15 protein-coding genes and 1 pseudogene are annotated in these 16,136 nt (G+C 52.7%); 2 read left to right on the forward strand and 14 right to left on the reverse strand.

The genetic code is table 11. The annotated features are described in order from the left end of the window. The first annotated feature begins 80 nt into the window (after positions 1-80). A complete protein-coding gene (locus tag ABLU96_RS05295) occupies positions 81-416 on the forward strand; it encodes a gamma-glutamylcyclotransferase family protein (protein ID WP_014228743.1) in 336 nt (111 codons plus the stop codon). A gap of 43 nt (positions 417-459) precedes the next feature. Here the strand turns inward: ABLU96_RS05295 and ABLU96_RS05300 are convergent. The 3 genes and pseudogenes from ABLU96_RS05300 to ABLU96_RS05310 all read right to left on the reverse strand — a co-directional run bounded on the left by ABLU96_RS05300 (position 460) and on the right by ABLU96_RS05310 (position 2,854). Further along, positions 460-1,484 (reverse strand): annotated as a pseudogene (locus tag ABLU96_RS05300) (LLM class flavin-dependent oxidoreductase). A gap of 191 nt (positions 1,485-1,675) precedes the next feature. Next, positions 1,676-2,053: a RidA family protein gene (locus ABLU96_RS05305; protein ID WP_048263131.1), complete on the reverse strand. Its 378-nt coding sequence runs from the start codon at positions 2,051-2,053 to the stop codon at positions 1,676-1,678. 579 nt (positions 2,054-2,632) lie between these two features. Continuing rightward, on the reverse strand, positions 2,633-2,854 hold the full coding sequence (locus ABLU96_RS05310) for a cold-shock protein (protein WP_004849645.1): 222 nt from the start codon (positions 2,852-2,854) through the stop codon (positions 2,633-2,635). 663 nt (positions 2,855-3,517) lie between these two features. Between ABLU96_RS05310 and ABLU96_RS05315 the strand changes: the two genes are divergently transcribed. Next, the gene (locus ABLU96_RS05315; RefSeq protein WP_004849644.1) at positions 3,518-3,730 is read left to right on the forward strand and encodes a cold-shock protein; all 213 of its coding nucleotides are present in this window, start codon (positions 3,518-3,520) and stop codon (positions 3,728-3,730) included. 137 nt (positions 3,731-3,867) lie between these two features. Here the strand turns inward: ABLU96_RS05315 and ABLU96_RS05320 are convergent, their stop codons facing one another. The 11 genes from ABLU96_RS05320 to ABLU96_RS05370 all read right to left on the reverse strand — a co-directional run bounded on the left by ABLU96_RS05320 (position 3,868) and on the right by ABLU96_RS05370 (position 16,128). Next, positions 3,868-5,301 (reverse strand): anion permease, encoded by a 1,434-nt coding sequence (locus ABLU96_RS05320; protein WP_025106207.1) that lies wholly within the window; start codon positions 5,299-5,301, stop codon positions 3,868-3,870. Between the two features lie 108 nt (positions 5,302-5,409). After that, positions 5,410-8,010, reverse strand: coding sequence for a bifunctional aconitate hydratase 2/2-methylisocitrate dehydratase (gene acnB / locus ABLU96_RS05325; RefSeq protein WP_064405552.1), 2,601 nt, complete (start codon positions 8,008-8,010; stop codon positions 5,410-5,412). Positions 8,011-8,077: 67 nt separating this feature from the next. Then, positions 8,078-8,644, reverse strand: a complete 567-nt coding sequence (locus ABLU96_RS05330) for an alpha/beta hydrolase (RefSeq protein ID WP_064405554.1) — start codon at positions 8,642-8,644, stop codon at positions 8,078-8,080. A gap of 32 nt (positions 8,645-8,676) precedes the next feature. Next, a complete protein-coding gene (citG, locus tag ABLU96_RS05335) occupies positions 8,677-9,549 on the reverse strand; it encodes a triphosphoribosyl-dephospho-CoA synthase CitG (RefSeq protein WP_064405557.1) in 873 nt (290 codons plus the stop codon). Continuing rightward, the gene (gene citX / locus ABLU96_RS05340) at positions 9,524-10,072 is read right to left on the reverse strand and encodes a citrate lyase holo-[acyl-carrier protein] synthase (RefSeq protein WP_014228731.1); all 549 of its coding nucleotides are present in this window, start codon (positions 10,070-10,072) and stop codon (positions 9,524-9,526) included. The genes citG and citX overlap by 26 nt, the downstream gene beginning before the upstream one ends. Then, positions 10,069-11,589, reverse strand: a complete 1,521-nt coding sequence (citF, locus tag ABLU96_RS05345; RefSeq protein ID WP_064405560.1) for a citrate lyase subunit alpha — start codon at positions 11,587-11,589, stop codon at positions 10,069-10,071. Before citF ends, citX begins: the two co-directional genes overlap by 4 nt. 33 nt (positions 11,590-11,622) lie before the next feature. Then, positions 11,623-12,498 carry a citrate (pro-3S)-lyase subunit beta gene (gene citE / locus ABLU96_RS05350; protein ID WP_014228729.1) on the reverse strand — a complete coding sequence of 292 codons (876 nt, stop codon included), beginning with the start codon at positions 12,496-12,498 and terminating at the stop codon, positions 11,623-11,625. After that, positions 12,498-12,788 (reverse strand): citrate lyase acyl carrier protein, encoded by a 291-nt coding sequence (gene citD, locus ABLU96_RS05355; RefSeq protein WP_004849626.1) that lies wholly within the window; start codon positions 12,786-12,788, stop codon positions 12,498-12,500. Before citD ends, citE begins: the two co-directional genes overlap by 1 nt. A gap of 24 nt (positions 12,789-12,812) precedes the next feature. Beyond that, positions 12,813-13,886 (reverse strand): [citrate (pro-3S)-lyase] ligase, encoded by a 1,074-nt coding sequence (gene citC, locus ABLU96_RS05360; protein WP_014228728.1) that lies wholly within the window; start codon positions 13,884-13,886, stop codon positions 12,813-12,815. A 21-nt stretch (positions 13,887-13,907) separates the two neighbouring features. Beyond that, positions 13,908-14,810, reverse strand: a complete 903-nt coding sequence (locus tag ABLU96_RS05365; protein WP_032749698.1) for a fumarylacetoacetate hydrolase family protein — start codon at positions 14,808-14,810, stop codon at positions 13,908-13,910. Positions 14,811-14,889: 79 nt separating this feature from the next. Continuing rightward, a complete protein-coding gene (locus tag ABLU96_RS05370) occupies positions 14,890-16,128 on the reverse strand; it encodes an MFS transporter (RefSeq protein ID WP_004849622.1) in 1,239 nt (412 codons plus the stop codon). Positions 16,129-16,136 lie beyond the last annotated feature (8 nt).

The raw sequence follows: 16,136 nt of genomic DNA on the forward strand, positions 1-16,136 counted from the left end.
TTGCCAACCCCGGCCAGAGCTCGTATTTTAAGACCTGCTCTGCCCGTCCGGGCCTTCAACGCTTGAGTGATTGAGGAATAATGGAACGTTTATTTGTCTACGGCACGCTGCGTCCGGGCCACTCCAATGCCCATATTATGGACAACATTGGCGGCGAGTGGCTGCCCGGCTATGTGCAGGGTCTGTTTTATGAACGCGGCTGGGGAGCGGCGGCGGATTTTCCGGGGATCGTGCTCGACAACAACGGGCCTCGGGTCGACGGCTATCTGTTCCTGTCCGCGAATCTTAGCGCCCACTGGCCAATGCTGGATGCGTTTGAAGAGGGCTACGACCGCGTTGCCGTTGACGTTACCATGGAAGACGGCCAGCGCGTGACCGCCTGGATCTATCAGCTACAGCCAAAGGTCGCAGCGTAAAACCCTTTCGCCCCGCGCCTGCGGGGCGTCGCTCAGCGCGGGTTTATGCGTCGCGCCAGCCCATTGCCGGCGCAACGTGCTTCAGTATGGACTCAATCACGTGGGCGTTATACTCCACGCCCAGCTGGTTCGGCACCGTCAGCAACAGCGTATCCGCTTCGGCAATCGCCTCGTCCTGCTTCAGCTGTTCGACCAGCTTATCCGGCTCGGCGGCGTAGCTGCGGCCAAAAATGGCGCGGGTCTTCTCGTCGAGAAAACCTATCGAATCGCTCTCGTCACGGCCTGAACCGAAATACATCCGGTCGCGATCGTTCGAGCGAAAATGCTGCGGCTGACCGAAACCCGCGGCGTGCGCGTATGGCCCGCTTCTGCCCATGCCTCGCGATAGGCGCGGATCTGCTTCGCCTGCTGGATATGGAACGGCTCACCGGTTTCATCGTCTTTCAGCGTCGAACTTTGCAGGTTCATCCCCAGCGTTGCCGCCCATCTTGCCGTCGCATTCGAACCGGCGCCCCACCAGATTCGCTCGCGCAGCCCTTCAGAATATGGCTCAAGCCGCAGCAGTCCCGGCGGATTGGGGAACATGGGCTGCGGGTTAGGTTTCGCAAACCCCTCTCCGCGCAGCGCGTCCAGCAGCACTTCGGTGTGGCGGCGCGCCATGTCGGACTCGTTTTCGCCCTCGCCGGGAACATAACCAAAATAGCGCCAGCCATCGATCACCTGCTCCGGCGAGCCGCGGCTGATACCCAGCTGTAAACGGCCGCCGGAGATTAAATCCGCTGCGCCCGCATCCTCGGCCATATACAGCGGGTTTTCATAGCGCATATCAATAACGCCGGTGCCGATTTCAATACGTTTGGTTTTCGCCCCGACCGCTGCCAGCAGGGGAAACGGCGAGCTAAGCTGGCGGGCGAAATGATGCACCCTGAAATAGGCGCCATCCGCGCCCAGCTCTTCGGCGGCAACAGCGAGATCGATGGATTGCAGCAGCGCATCAGCGGCCGAACGCGTCCCGGACTGCGGCGACGGCGTCCAGTGACCAAATGACAAAAAGCCAATCTTTTTCATGACGTGGTGTCCTGGGTTGCAGGGAGGTCGTTGGCAGGTGGCGCATAATGAAAAACGTGTCTGCCGCGTTATGCCTCTACTTTACGCATAACCAGGTGAGAATAAATATTGTTTGTTTAACCGAATGCATCAAATAAATTGATTGAGTCTGCCCGGCGGCGCAGACCGCGGCCCGGGCAATAAACACTGGCTCACAGGCCGAATATTGCCTCAATTTCAATTTTGAGATCCGCAGAAAACAGGCGGCTGACTTCTACGAGCGAGCTGGCGGGTAGATGATCGCCGTAGTTCCGGTAAAGCACTTTGCGCAATTCGTCGATTTCATCAAAAGAAGTGATAAAGATCGTGACTTTGATAAGAGAGGAAAAATCGATGCCTTCGGCGCGGGCAACGGTTCGTATCTGCGTAAAAACCTCCTCCGCCTGTGCGCCAATACCGGCCTGCTGCGCACGGGTGCCAAACGCGGTGAGCCCTGAAATATAGAGCGTGTTCCCGTGCTTAACCGAATGAACGTAGGGCGCCTTGACCTCGCCCAGTTCAGGGTAATTTTTTCGTACCATCTGACCCATACACTCCTCCTTATTTAACAAGAAACTGACTTGCCTCACTCGTTCGGCGGTCTTGTCGTCAGCCGCTAAACAGCGGCTGATAAGGCTAATGGCGCGCGCTTTTCATGGCATCCTGCCTGCCCGGATTGCACGGCTCTTTTGTGCCTGGAAGATAAAATTTTCCGGACGAGTCAGGCTGCGTTCCGCCGGGGCAACCATCGCGTCCCGATGCGGTCGCGCTGCCATCAGAGCCATTGCCCCCATCCGAGTTATTCCCATTCCCGCCGTCGCCGCCATTCCCGCCGTTAGCGGCATAGGCTGAGCATGCGCACAGCATGAAGAAACACACCAAAAAGCGTCTGACCATCACTATCCCCTGTCATCGGATTTAAATACTGACTGAAAGCCGATGAATTGTACGCGCTTCCAGAATCCGTTGAACGCATTTCTGCCGCATCGCCGGATAAGAAAAACCGTACGCAACGCGGCTGTCGTTGCGCTCAGGGACAGGACATGGAATAAGGGAGGAAAATCCTGGGACAGGCCGTCGTGATATCGCCAGCACGGCTTTCGCTATCGCGGGCGTAACGCTATAAATCGTTATTTATCGCACAGTATGACATGGGTGGCGGCAGGGCCTTTGTCATCTCTATGGAGGATGGCATATTCAACTTTCTGGCCCTCAAACAGGGTATTAAAATTATCACCACGCAGCGCCGAGCAATGGACCGAGATATCTTTACCGCCATCGAGAGGTGAAATGAAACCAAATCCCTTCGACTCATTATACCACTTGACCAGACCTTTAATTCTTGAGGACATACTGACTCCAGTTGCGCATCAGGTAATTGACAGAAAACGTGTCGGATTAAACGTATGGACTCAAAAGAAAGGGGGTATCAGCGATAGCGCCTGGTAATGAGAACGGGCCGGTAAAATTTTTAAGTGCATGCGTTTTTTCGGATTAATAATTTCATTAAGGCATGAATACCATTAATAAGCAAATGAAATTTTAGCCGTCCAGATACCCCGATAGGGATAAATAATGAGAAACGGCCTAAATTAATCGCGCTGCGACCGGTGATATGGCTTCACCGCCGGGTGAGCCTGTTCGGAAAAATAAAAAAACATTCTCTGCAGATTCATCCACGTTACCTTAACCAAAAATCGATTTAACTCAATGAAATTCTGAAAGTTATTATCATTACGCCATCAGCAAGGCGCTGGTGAATCACTCCCCCTCTTCCCGAATCACCCTCCGCCCCGGCAATATCAATTGAAATAAGTCTTGCTATCCGCGGTGAAGTATGTGACTAATGATTGGTCGGTTAAGTACACAGACATAATAAAGCGGTTCAGTAAAGCAGTCCTCATCTTAAGTGTTATCCGTTGATAATTCTTCCTTTTGAGTCTCCTTATCGTTATTAATTAGATTCTGTGCGAAACCTTTTCGCCGTAAGGCTCAGATATGTTGAGGTATTATCAATGTCTAATAAAATGACTGGTTTAGTAAAATGGTTTAATGAGTCGAAAGGCTTTGGTTTCATCACCCCGGACAACGGTAGCAAAGATGTGTTTGTACATTTTTCCGCTATCCAGGGCGGCGGTTTTAAAACCCTGAACGAAGGCCAGAAAGTCGAATTCACCATTGAAGATGGCCAGAAAGGCCCTTCTGCCGGTAACGTCTTCGCCATCTAAGCTGCGCTTTATTTGCTGGCGGTAGATTTCAGCTTCGCTGCCGATGATGGACTCACGCCAGTTAAAAAACCCTGACATCATGTCGGGGTTTTTTCGTTATATCGCGAGCCGTCAGGTAATAAAAAACAAGGCTGGCCTCAGAGTATTCCGTGCTGAATCAAAAAGCCCCACCACGGAATGCCGACAACCATATGCAGCAGAAACGTTAATAAAGCGATTATGGTCCCGGTTAACCACCAGGATTTAATATCGTTATAACCGGCGGCAAAGATAATCGGCCCAGCGGCACCGCCATAGTGCGTGATACAGCCCCCGTAAGAGTTAGAAAACAGGATGGCGAGCGCCAGCAGCGCAGGCGCCGTTCCGGTAACCAGTCCGACGGTGGCGAAGACGGGAACCATAGCCGCGACGTATGCACCGCCGGAGGCGAATAAATAGCGCACGACGATGCTTAAAAAAACAATAATCACAATGGTCGTGTTACCGGCGCCGAGGAAATCCAGATGCTCGGACATAAAGGCGGCAAGCCATTTAAAAAATCCCTCTTTGCTTAAGGTCGCACTCAGTCCAATAATGCCGCCGTACCAGATTAACGTATTCCAGCCGCCCTTATTTTGCAGCACATCATTCCAGCAAATGACATTCGTGAGCAAAGCGCCAGCCATGGCAATCACCGCAACGGAGGATTCATTCAGCCCCAGATAATGAGAAAATATCCAGCCGGAGAGTGCGGAGATAAAGACCACGATCAGCCCTTTCTCTTTCGAACTGATGGGCCCCAGGTCATTCAGGCCCGCAGTGGCTATTTTTACATTGTCTATTTCTTTTAATTGCGGGCGCACTATTTTGTAGGTGATATAAGGAATGACGGCTAACATCAATAGCCCAAGCGGTACCCCCGCCAGAGCCCACCCTACCCAGCTTATGCGGATATGAAAAATATCGGAAATTAACTGTAACGCTAAGGCATTTCCGGCAAACGCGGTCAAAAACATATAGCTGGTGGTTTTAGTCACCATATAGATATTCACCATCAGATAACGTCCGGCCTGACGCGGACTCTCTTTTGGCGTTGAACCTAACACCAGGGCAATGCTATTGATAATCGGGAATACGACGCCGCCGGCGCGTGCGGTGTTAGAAGGCGTCGCCGGTGACAGCATTAAATCCAACAGCGCCGTGACATACCCCAGCCGCAGGGTTGTCCCACCGAACTTTAAAATAAACCAGTACGCCAGACGTTTCCCTAATCCGGTGGTGACAAAAGCGGCGCTCAAAGTAAACGCGCTAAATACCAGCCATGTCGTTCCCGAGGAAAAACCGCTCAGTACATCCATTGACCTGACGGGGGAGTCATCAAATCGTGCCACCGTTAAGCACGACAAGCCTACCGCCGACAGCATGATAACCGGCTCAGGATAAGGCTTACTCACCAGACCTATAATGGATGCCAGGTAGATACCGGCCAGTATCCAGGCTTCTTTCGTTAATCCCGCGGGGGGTGGAATGATGATTGCTAATATAATAATAAAAATAAGCACCGCTATTTTTATTAGCTTTGACTTCAACATGCTTCACCTCGGCTACAATCCGTGTCATTAAAAGCAGAAGCCTCTTTCTTCTGAAGCTTCCGCTGAACAAGTGAGCTATTCACCGTTATTGCTTAATGCAGTAAAGAATTAGCCAGAGAATGTTTTAATAATATTTTTTCCATCATTCGTTGACTGATACTCTGGCAGCCGATCGAAGTTCAGGTAACGATAAATATCGTCCCTTGTTGCTTTGATTTTATCCATGTGCCAGAAATATTGTTCAACGGTCGGCATTTTCCCTATCATCGCCGCCACGGCGCTCAGCTCCGCCGATGCTAAAAAAACGTTCGCATCGGTGCCCAGACGATTCGGGAAGTTACGAGTCGATGTTGAAACAACGGAACTGCCCTGACGTACCCGCGCCTGGTTCCCCATACACAGTGAACAGCCGGCGGGTTCGATTCTGGCGCCCGTTTTTATAAACTGATTAAAGTAGCCTTCACTGGCAAGCTGACGCGCATCCATTTTCGTCGGCGGAGCCAGCCACAGCCGTACGGGTATCTCGCGGGCGTCGGCAATAATTTTACCGGCGGCGCGGAAATGGCCAATATTCGTCATGCAGGAGCCAATAAAGACCTCATCTATCGGCGTACGCGCGACTTCCGACAGCAGCCGGGCGTCATCCGGATCGTTCGGCGCACAGACGATGGGTTCGGTAATTTCCGTGAGATCGATCTCAATCACCGCGGCATATTCGGCGTTCTCATCGGCCACCAGCAGCGACGGATTCGCCAGCCATGCCTCAATTTCCGCAATTCGCCGCGCCAGCGTGTCGGCATTTTCATAACCCTGATTAATCATCCAGCGTAGCAATGTGGCATTGGAGCGCAGGTATTCCGCCACGTTCTCCTCTTCCAGACGCAGCACGCACGCCGCTGCGGAGCGTTCGGCCGAGGCGTCGGCCAGTTCAAAGGCCTGCTCCGCTTTCAGCATCCCGAGCCCTTCGATTTCCAGGATACGGCCGGAGAAAATATTGATCTTATTTTTTTTCTCCACCGTCAGTAATCCCTGCTTGCGGGCATAGAGCGGAATAGCGTGAACCAGATCGCGCAGGGTTATCCCCGGCTGCATCTCTCCCGTAAAACGGACCAGTACGGACTCCGGCATATCCAGCGGCATAATGCCCGTTGCCGCAGCAAAGGCCACCAGCCCGGAGCCCCCGGGAAAAGAGATGCCAAGCGGGAAACGGGTGTGCGAATCCGCCCCGGTCCCCACGGTATCAGGAATCAGCATACGGTTAAGCCAGGAGTGGATAATGCCATCACCCGGCTTCAGCGCCACGCCGTTTCGGCGGCTGATAAACTCGGGCAGCGTTTCATGCAGCTTCACATCAACCGGCTTGGGATAGGCCGAAGTATGGCAGAAAGACTGCATAACCAAATCAGCGGAAAAATTCAGGCAGGCCAGATCGGTAAGCTCATCGCGCGTCATTCCTCCGGTGGTATCCTGCGAACCGACGGTGGTGACTCGCGGCTCGCAGTACTGTCCTGGTCGGATCCCGGCAACGCCGCAGGCTCTCCCCACTATTTTCTGCGCCAGCGTAAAGCCGGCGGCGGAGGGTGCCGGCGCTTTCGGCCGGCGGAAAACGTCGGAGGGCGCAAGGTTCAGTGATTGCCGCGCTCTGGCCGTCAGGCTGCGGCCAATAATCAGCGGAATGCGCCCTCCGGCGCGCACTTCATCCAGCAGAACGTCCGTTTTCAGGGAAAATGAGGTGACAGGACGCTGGCTGTGGGCTTCGCAAATTTCCCCGCGATACGGATAGAGATCAATCAGCATTCCCGTGGATAGCGCGGAAACATCCATTTCAAGGGGCAGCGCGCCGGAATCTTCCAGGGTATTAAAAAAGATGGGCGCAATATTGCCGCCAAAAACAAAGCCGCCGCTTCGTTTATTCGGCACCCATGGAATATCGTTGCCAAGGTGCCATAAAATAGAGTTAGTGGCCGATTTTCGCGAAGAGCCGGTGCCGACGACATCGCCGACGTAGACCAGCGGATAGCCCTCTTTCTTTAACTGCTCTAGCTGTCGTATCGGCCCGCGGCTTCCCGGTTCATCCGGGCTGACGCCGTCGCGCGGATGACACAACATGGACAAGGCATGCAGAGGAATATCCGGACGTGACCATGCCTCGGGCGCAGGGGACAAATCATCAGTATTGGTTTCCCCCGTCACTTTGAATACTTTCAGCGTGATCTTCTCCGGCAGCGCCGGACGACGTAAAAACCATTCGGCGTCGGCCCATGACTGAATCACTTTTTGCGCCCAGGCATTTCCTTGTTTCGCCTTTTCTTCCACATCCTTAAATTTTTCAAAAATAAGCAGCGTGGCGCTTAATTGTTCCGCTGCGCTGCTGGCCCAGCGGGGATCGTCCAGTAAGTGAATGAGCGGTTGAATATTATAACCGCCCTGCATGGTGCCCAGCAGTTCAATAGCCTGCTGAGGCGCAATAATACTCGCCGGGTTTTCTTCTTTGATCTGCTGATAAAGAAAATCGGCTTTAATCTTCGCCGCCGGATCGACGCCCGGCGGCACGCGATGCGCTAACAGCTGTACAAGGGCATGTTTATCATCGCAGGTCTTGCTGGTCAGTAATGTAATTAATTCTTGCGTTTGCTCAGCGGTTAACGGCTTCGGTGGAATATTTTTTTCAGCGCGTTCGTCCACATGCTTATTATAAGCTTCTAACATATGCTCTCCGTTTCAGATGTTATTTATCTGAAGGTTGTTTATGTAATAGCGATATCGGGTGGTAAAATTAACTTTTAATAAATTGCGGTAAGCCTTCACAAAATTCTGCTAACTGCTCCAGACCATAATTCCACTCCCCGAATCCGGACTCAGCATTAATATGCCCGACGTCACCCAGATCGATTAACCGCCCTCCCCAGCATTGCGCCCAGTACTGCGCTCGCTTAAAGGTCATTAACGGATCGTTTCGGCTGGCAAACAGGAGGCTGGGCACCCGCAGCCTCTCGGGAAGTACCGCCTCGTCCAGTTCGAAGAGCGATGGCTCCGCAGGCGCAACCATGACGATACCCGCGATGTTCACCTTTTGCGTCTGAATCAGGCGACATGCGGCGAGCGCCCCAAAGCTGTGGCCGACCAGCACGGCCGGCCGCTGACAGGTAGCCAGCTCCCGACGGATAGCGGATACCCAGGCATCGATATCCGGCTCCAGCCAGTTCCGCTGGCTTATCCGCTTCCAAAAAGGAAAACGACGACTCCAACAGCTTTGCCAGTGATGCGCATCGCTGTCTCGCAGGCCCGGCACCAGAATAATCGTCAACTTCTCGCTGAGCTGTTCCAGACGTTGGGTAGTCATAAAGCCTTCCTCTCCACGTTCAGTACCGCCCGTCAGGCCGGGTAATGGGAAAGTACCCAGCCAACGGCAAGGAGATCCGCGCTGCCGCCAGGGCTAATATTTCTGTCAATCAACGCCTTATCCATGTGTCTCAGCGCTTTTCTGAGCTTTTCACCCGCCAGGTGTTCTATATTCAGAACGCGTTGCGCATAGCGCTGCACATACTGCAGGCCGCTCAGCCCGCCCCGGGACACCACATTGGTATCGGGGTTGAAGGCCATCAGGGCCAGCAGCATCCTGAGCAACGCATCCTGCTCAGATAACCCCTCCCGCCGCGCTTTCTGCCACTGCGGCAGCCCGAACTGCCTGACGGTATAAAAGCCGTTCTCAGCCTCACCTCGCGCGCCGCTAAGCCCGAAGCGCTGAAAAATATGCTCGCCTTTGGTTTTAGCGAGGCCCTTTCTTTTCAGTTCCTGGCTAACCAGGCCCGCGCACATCGCGCGGGTTTCCTCGCACAGATTGCGCTGGCTAAGCATCTGGTTGCGCTTAACAAGGCGCCCAGCGGCGGCGCACAGCAGGCCGAGGGAAAAAATGCCGCCTTTGTGGGTGTTTACTCCCTCCGTGGCGTTAAACATCGCCTGTTCGCAGGCCAGTCCTGTGGGCCTTATCGCCAATAGCGTCTGCGGGGCAGGCAAATCCGCCGTCGCCTTTCCCTGCGCAAAAAAGCGCGGAAACCAGGGTGAGACGGCGCGAATACTGGCCATAAACAGGGCGATGTTCATATCACGATGCGCGCCATTGTTCTCGCCATCAACCAGCCCGGGCTTTGGCGTTAATCTCACTTCCCGATACATCGCCTCGGCGGCCAGCCAGGCGATGCTTTCCCGTTGCTCAGCCCGTTCAGCGTTGACCGCGAAAATAGTCATAGGCTAAATCCTCAATCACTTGCGCAAGTTCATTCTGAGAATGGCGGCGCATACGGGAACAGACGTGGGCAGCCTCATTGCAAATGAAGCATTTGCGCATCGGCTGTCGGATCGCGCTGCGCTTAATTAATCCGGATGTGGGACAAAAGACATCGATATCCCACAGACGCCCGAGAGGATGATGATCTTCAAGATGCGCCGTCACGTGCTTGATCATCCAGGCTGGCGCCGCTACGGACCAGAACGCTTCGGGCCCGGTGGGCTGAAAACGAACGTCGTGTCTGGAAACGCCCCAGCGATGTTTCCGCAGCAGCTGGCTGAACGCGTCCGTCGCCTCCGCCATAACCTGCCGGGCAAGCGGCGTATCTTTTACCTCTCCGGGCCAGACGAGCGTGGTGGATACCATCGGTTGTTCGAAGCGGCGCAGCCACGCCTGTTGTACACTCGCGCGCGCTTCTCTGGCTTTGAGGACTTCCTCAAGGGTGAGAGGGGCGCAGGAAGCGTTGGTTGTTTCGCCGATCATTCTTTCACCTGCCTTACCACGTCAATGACGCTGCCATCGCGATAACGCACGACGCCGACAATGCGCGAGGTAAACTCAATAGGTTTGGGCTCGCCAGAAATCACCAGCGATGTCTGATAAAGCGCTTCGATGTCAACGACCCGCAAACCGGCCGCCGTCAGCCTCTCTTTGACTTCCGGACGGGCAGGATTCACGGCAATGCCGTGGTCGGTGACGAGCACGTCAATGCTCTCTCCCGGCGTTACGCGGGTCGTGACGTGCCTGACGACGGTGGGAATGCGGCTGCGGATCAGGGGCGCGACCACGATAGTTAAATTTGCCGCCGCCGCGACATCGCAATGTCCGCCCGATGCCCCGCGCATCACGCCGTCGGAGCCGGTCAGAACGTTGACGTTAAAATCCGTATCAATTTCCAGGGCGCTTAAGATGACGATATCCACGCGGTCGCAGCAGGCGGCTTTCGCCGCCGGGTTGGCGTAAACGCTGGTCGAGATTTCAACGTGGTGCGGATTTTTCGCCAGCGACTCCCCCGCCGCGCCATCAAAACTTTGTGTATCCAGCAGCTTAGTAATCAGCCCCTTTTCATGCAGATCGACAATACTGCCGGTAATGCCGCCTAAGGCAAAGCTGGCGACGATATTGTGTTTCCTCATGCGGGATTCCAGGAATCGCGTACAGGCGGTGGACGCCGCGCCCGATCCCGTTTGCAGAGAAAAACCATCGCGAAAATAACCGGAATGCTCAATGACGTCCGCAGCAGACCGCGCGATCATCAGCTCTCGCGGATTGCTGGTCACGCGCGCGGCGCCAACGCTGATTTTCGCCGGGTCGCCTACGCTGTCGATTTTGACAATATAATCAACCTGATCCTGAATAATGCTGGCCGGCATATACGGAAACGGCTCAATGCTTTCCGTCAGCAAAACCACCTTGCGGGCATATTTTGCATCGACCATCGCGTAGCCAAGCGAGCCGCATCGGGATTTGCCGCCGCTGCCGCTGGCATTGCCATATTCGTCGCAGCAGGAGACCGCCAGGAACGCGACATCAATATTAATTTCACCCTTTTCAATCAGATTGACCCTGCCGCCGTGCGAGTGGATCTGTACCGGCTCCTCCATCAGGCCGTGTGAAATCGCATCCGCTAATTCACCGCGCATCCCTGAGGTATAGATTTTGCTAATAACGCCGTGTTTAATATGCTCGATCAGCGGCGCGTTGCAGGTCATCAGGGAACTTGACGCCAGCGTCAGCCCTCGCAGGCCTTTTTCCGCCAGCCTGGCCATAACGTAGTTAATCACTTGATCACCCTCGCGGAAGGCGTGATGAAATGAAACGGTCATCCCATCGCGTAAATCGCAGCGCGATAAAACTTCATCCAGCGTGTCAAAAAGTTTGCGCTGATATTTTTGCCGGGTATCCGCAAGATAGGGCGTATGGGTATTTGCGCCGGTAAATACCTCATACTGATGCTGGGCGCCGGATATATTATGAAGGGCTTCGGTTAATTGATTCATAGTTAAATCCTGTTGCTGGTGACTGAATGGAGATTATTGCCGGATGCCGGAGGCATTTTTACGTTCAATAACCACCCGGGCATGGTTGATGATCGGCGCGTCAATCATTTTGCCGTTCAGTGAAATCACCCCAAGTCCGCTACGCTCCCCTTCTTCGGCCGCGGCAATAACACGCTCCGCGTAATCAACTTCTTCCTGAGTGGGGGCATAGGCATTATGTAAGATCTCTATCTGCCGCGGATTAATAAGCGACTTACCGTTAAAGCCCATACGTTTAATCAAATCCACTTCTTTCAAAAAGCCGGCCTCGTCATTAATATCGGCATAGACCACGTCAAACGCATCAATACCTGCCCCGCGGGCCGCATGTAATACCGCGCAGCGTGCGTAAAACAGCTCGGTACCGTCGCCGCGTTCCGTTTGCATATCCATGACGTAATCAAACGCCGCCAGCGCAATCCCCATCAGGCGTTGAGAGGACCTGGCGATAGCGACGGCATTAATGACCCCCACCGCCGATTCAATCGCCGCCATCAGCTGCGTAGAGCCCACCGGGCGGCCGCAGCTCTCTTCAATACGCACAATTTCACGCTCAAGCTGGTAAATATCTTCCGGCGTATCGGTTTTGGGTAAACGGATAACATCGACGCCGGCGCGCACCGCCGCTTCCAGGTCTTTTAAGCCAAATGGCGTATTCAGCGGATTAATCCTGACAACGGTTTCAATATCTTTATACATAGGATGCTGTAGCGCATGGAACACCAGCAGCCGCGCGCTGTCTTTCTCTTTCAACGAGACCGCATCTTCCAGGTCAAACATGATTGAATCGGGTTTATAAATAAAGGCTGTTGAAAGCATAGCGGCGCTTGAACCCGGTAAAAAAAGCATGCTACGGCGTAATTTTTTCATCATAATTTTTCCCACGCAATTTCGTTGCTGGCCGTTCCCCGTAAAATCGCCGCCTGCATTCTGGCGCGGATAACGCAGTCCAGCGCACCCTTATCCTCAACAATAATTTGCCCCTGCGTAACGTTTAATGCGGAAAGTGTTTCATTAACCACCGCCGTAATCTGTTCACCAAATTGTTTGTACACTTCGCTGTTGATAGTAATATCGAGCCCATCATCGTAGGGGCTGACTTTGACAACCAGGTCGCTGGATTCCAGCGTCCCGGCGATTGCCGCATGTAATATTTTCATATAAATATCCTGAACAATGATTTATTAAGCATCAACCATATCTAAATCGGGCTGCTTAGATTGATTCGCTGATAACCATTTATATAAATAAGGCATCGTAGTTGCAGGCACCATACTTTTAACGGTGTGCATATCTTCGTGACTTAACAATTTCCTGACCGCAGAGGCGGAGATGGGAAGATTATTCATATCGGTCATCCGCTGAATCTCATTCACCTTGATACTGGCGGCAGGTATTGTCATCTCATCCTCCAGCCAGTGATGCATTGCGTCATTATATTGCGCGGTCACCTTACAGAAGGGTTCAGTACCAACAAAGCGCTGATTAATATTTAAAGCCGGTGCAATGTAACGGCGGAACATAAGCAAATCTATTGCGGCATACACCTCGTTAATAATTTGTTTTTCTTTGAGAAAGTAACCGGGGAATGTTCCTCGAGAAATAATATATTTTGAGCCAGGATGGACCGTAATATTAGGCAGATGCCGTGACCCCTCCTGAACCATGGCAAACCGTTGCCGAAAGGAAAACGTGGACAGATCTTCCTCAACGACAAAGACATGCAGCCAGTCGCACGCTTTTGCAGCCTGCTCAATCAGATACTGGTGCCCTAACGTAAAGGGATTTGCATTCATCACAATCCCGCCGATATTTCCGGCCGTCACCAAATGCTGGCCCCGCAGTTGGCGGCAGTAGCGATGGATGCCAACCGGCGAATTCTCCATCAGCGTCGCCCTGTTATCGAGGGTGACCAAAGGATAAAATCCGCATCCCTGGAACGACCGCACATTATCTGGACACGTCAGGAGAAAAAGCTGATGTTCGCCGTTCTGAACAGCCTGCAGCTCCGCTTCATGAATGATCTTCAGGCCTAGCGCCGTCCCGCGCCACTCTCTGGCAACCGCAATGCATTTTAACGTATTCCCCGCAAGCCCGGCGCAGGCAACCAGCTGCCGCTGGCAGCGCGCGACAACAAATTGCTCAATGTCGCCGTCGATGCCTAATCCATTGTTCTTCAGAAAGAGAATAATTTCGTCTCTGAAGGTACCGTTGCTAGTTTCCACTTTCTCGAATTCTAGCGTTTGGTCGGTGTACATCTTGTTTCTCCTACCCATACCTTAATGAGCGTCAAATAATCTTGTCTGAGCCCGCGGAGACGACGACATCTGCAATTCGTGCTGCGGTTTTGATTCGACAATCGTATTCATGAGATGCCCAATATTTTCAATTACCACCTCGACCCGATCGCCTTCGTGCATAAAGAGTGGGGGCGTTCTTTTTTTACCGACGCCGCCAGGGGAGCCGGTAATAATGACATCGCCGGCGCTGAGCGCCGTAAAAGTACTGATATAGCTAATCAGATCGGCAACTTTATGGATCATACTGCTCGTCGAATCATTCTGAACCATAATGCCGTTCAAATAGGTTTGAATAGACAAGCGGTGGGGATCGGGTATTTCATCAACGGTTGTCAGGCAGGGACCAAACGCGCCGGTCTGCCGCCAGTTTTTCCCGGCGGTAAACCAGGCATGCTGCCAGTCGCGCACCGATCCATCCATATAGCAGCTATAGCCTGCAACATGGCTCAGGGCAGCGTCAGTATCGATATTCATACCCGGTTTGCCAATAATAACGGCCAGCTCACCTTCATAATCAAATTCATTGGATAGCGCGGGTTTTAATATCGGCGTTGCATGACCGGTTTGCGAGTCAGGAAAACGAATAAAGAGGGTCGGTGCATCGCTGGTTTCAGAAAACTCTTTTCTTTTTTCCGCATAGTTCATACCGACGCAGAAAATTTTCCCTGGATTTTCAATGACCGGTAAAAAAGTAATATCAGCCATCATGACATCGACCGGATAATTAACATATTGGCCGGCGATCTCAATAGCGCCCCACTGCAGTAAGTCCTTCAGCGTACGATATTGATGACCAATCTTGCCACCCAGGTCAATAATGCCTGTATCCGTCAAAATTCCATAACTCTTACGACCATGATGAACATAGCTTGCTAATTTCATGATGACACCTTACTAACATTGAATTTCTTTACTCACGCCACTGGAGATGACGTGAGTCATTCACTTCGCCACGAAGGGGTTAAGACTCAACCGGAACCATGGCTTTTGTTTCGCTGGAAGACAAATACGTTGCAACCACCGCCCCCACGGCCAGTAGCGCAATAATGAATCCCGTCATCCCCTGCCAGCCCATAGAGTGGAAAACAAAGCCGTTCACGAAACCAATCACTGAGCCGCCCATGTAGTAGAAGAACAGATACAGCGCGACGGCCTGGCCACGTGCATGCGTTGCATTTTTACTTACCCAGCTTAAGCCAATGGAGTGGCAACCAAAGAAACAACCGGTAAAAATGACCGCGCCGATAATAAAGGTGACGACGTTAGACGTTAAAGTCAGCAGCATTCCCAGCGCCATCATCACAAACAGCGCGCGCAGGACTCTCATACTGCCGTATTTTGCGGAAAGTCGTCCCGCCTGAGGGGCGGTAAAAAAGCTTAAGGCAAAGCTAAAGGAGAGCAGGCCCGCATTCGCCGGAGAAATATGAAAGGGTTCGCCTTTCAGGAAGAAAGCCAGGTAGTTATAGAGAGAGGTGAATACCCCAAAGATGATGAAGCTAATCACGAAGGCTAACGCCAGCTTTTTATTTTTAAAGTGAGATGCCGCGCCTTTCACCACGCGAAGAACGTTGAGGTTTTGCGTTGGCTTAAAGTTCTGAGATGCCGGGAGTAAAAAGTAAACCAGCAAAGCCACCAAAATCAGGCTGATCGCAAAACCATAGAAAATGGTATTTATTGAGATATGGTCAATCAGCTGGCTGGCCACAATACGCCCGGACATCCCTCCCATCGAGTTACCAAAGACGAAGTATCCGGTGACCACCCCCGCCACCACCGGCGCGACCTCCTCGCTGATATAGGCGGTTGCGGCAGCAGCGATACCGCTGAGCGCCAGGCCAATAACCGCACGCAGGGCCACCAGCATCGCCCATGATTCGACCAGAGGACAGAGCATCGTCAGCAGTCCGCCAAGTAGCAGCGAAACGATAATTAATTTTTTCCTGCCGTAATGATCGGACAGCGTCCCGGTGAATAATAATCCGATAGCCAGAAGCGCCGTTTCTGCGGAGAGAATGATACTCACCTGACTCACCGGCACATCATATTCGACGGCGAGAACGGGTAACAGAGGTTGAATAAAAAAGAGTGAGGCTAATTCTGCAAGGCCGGATAGCGCCAGGGCCAGGATGATCCGAATATAATTACTGACCTTGACGGGAGCAGAATTAAGCTGATTATCTTTCGTATGGGTTATAGCCATAAAATCCT

The organism is Klebsiella sp. CN_Kp106 (genome assembly GCF_040064575.1).
GTDB lineage: Bacteria > Pseudomonadota > Gammaproteobacteria > Enterobacterales > Enterobacteriaceae > Klebsiella > Klebsiella michiganensis.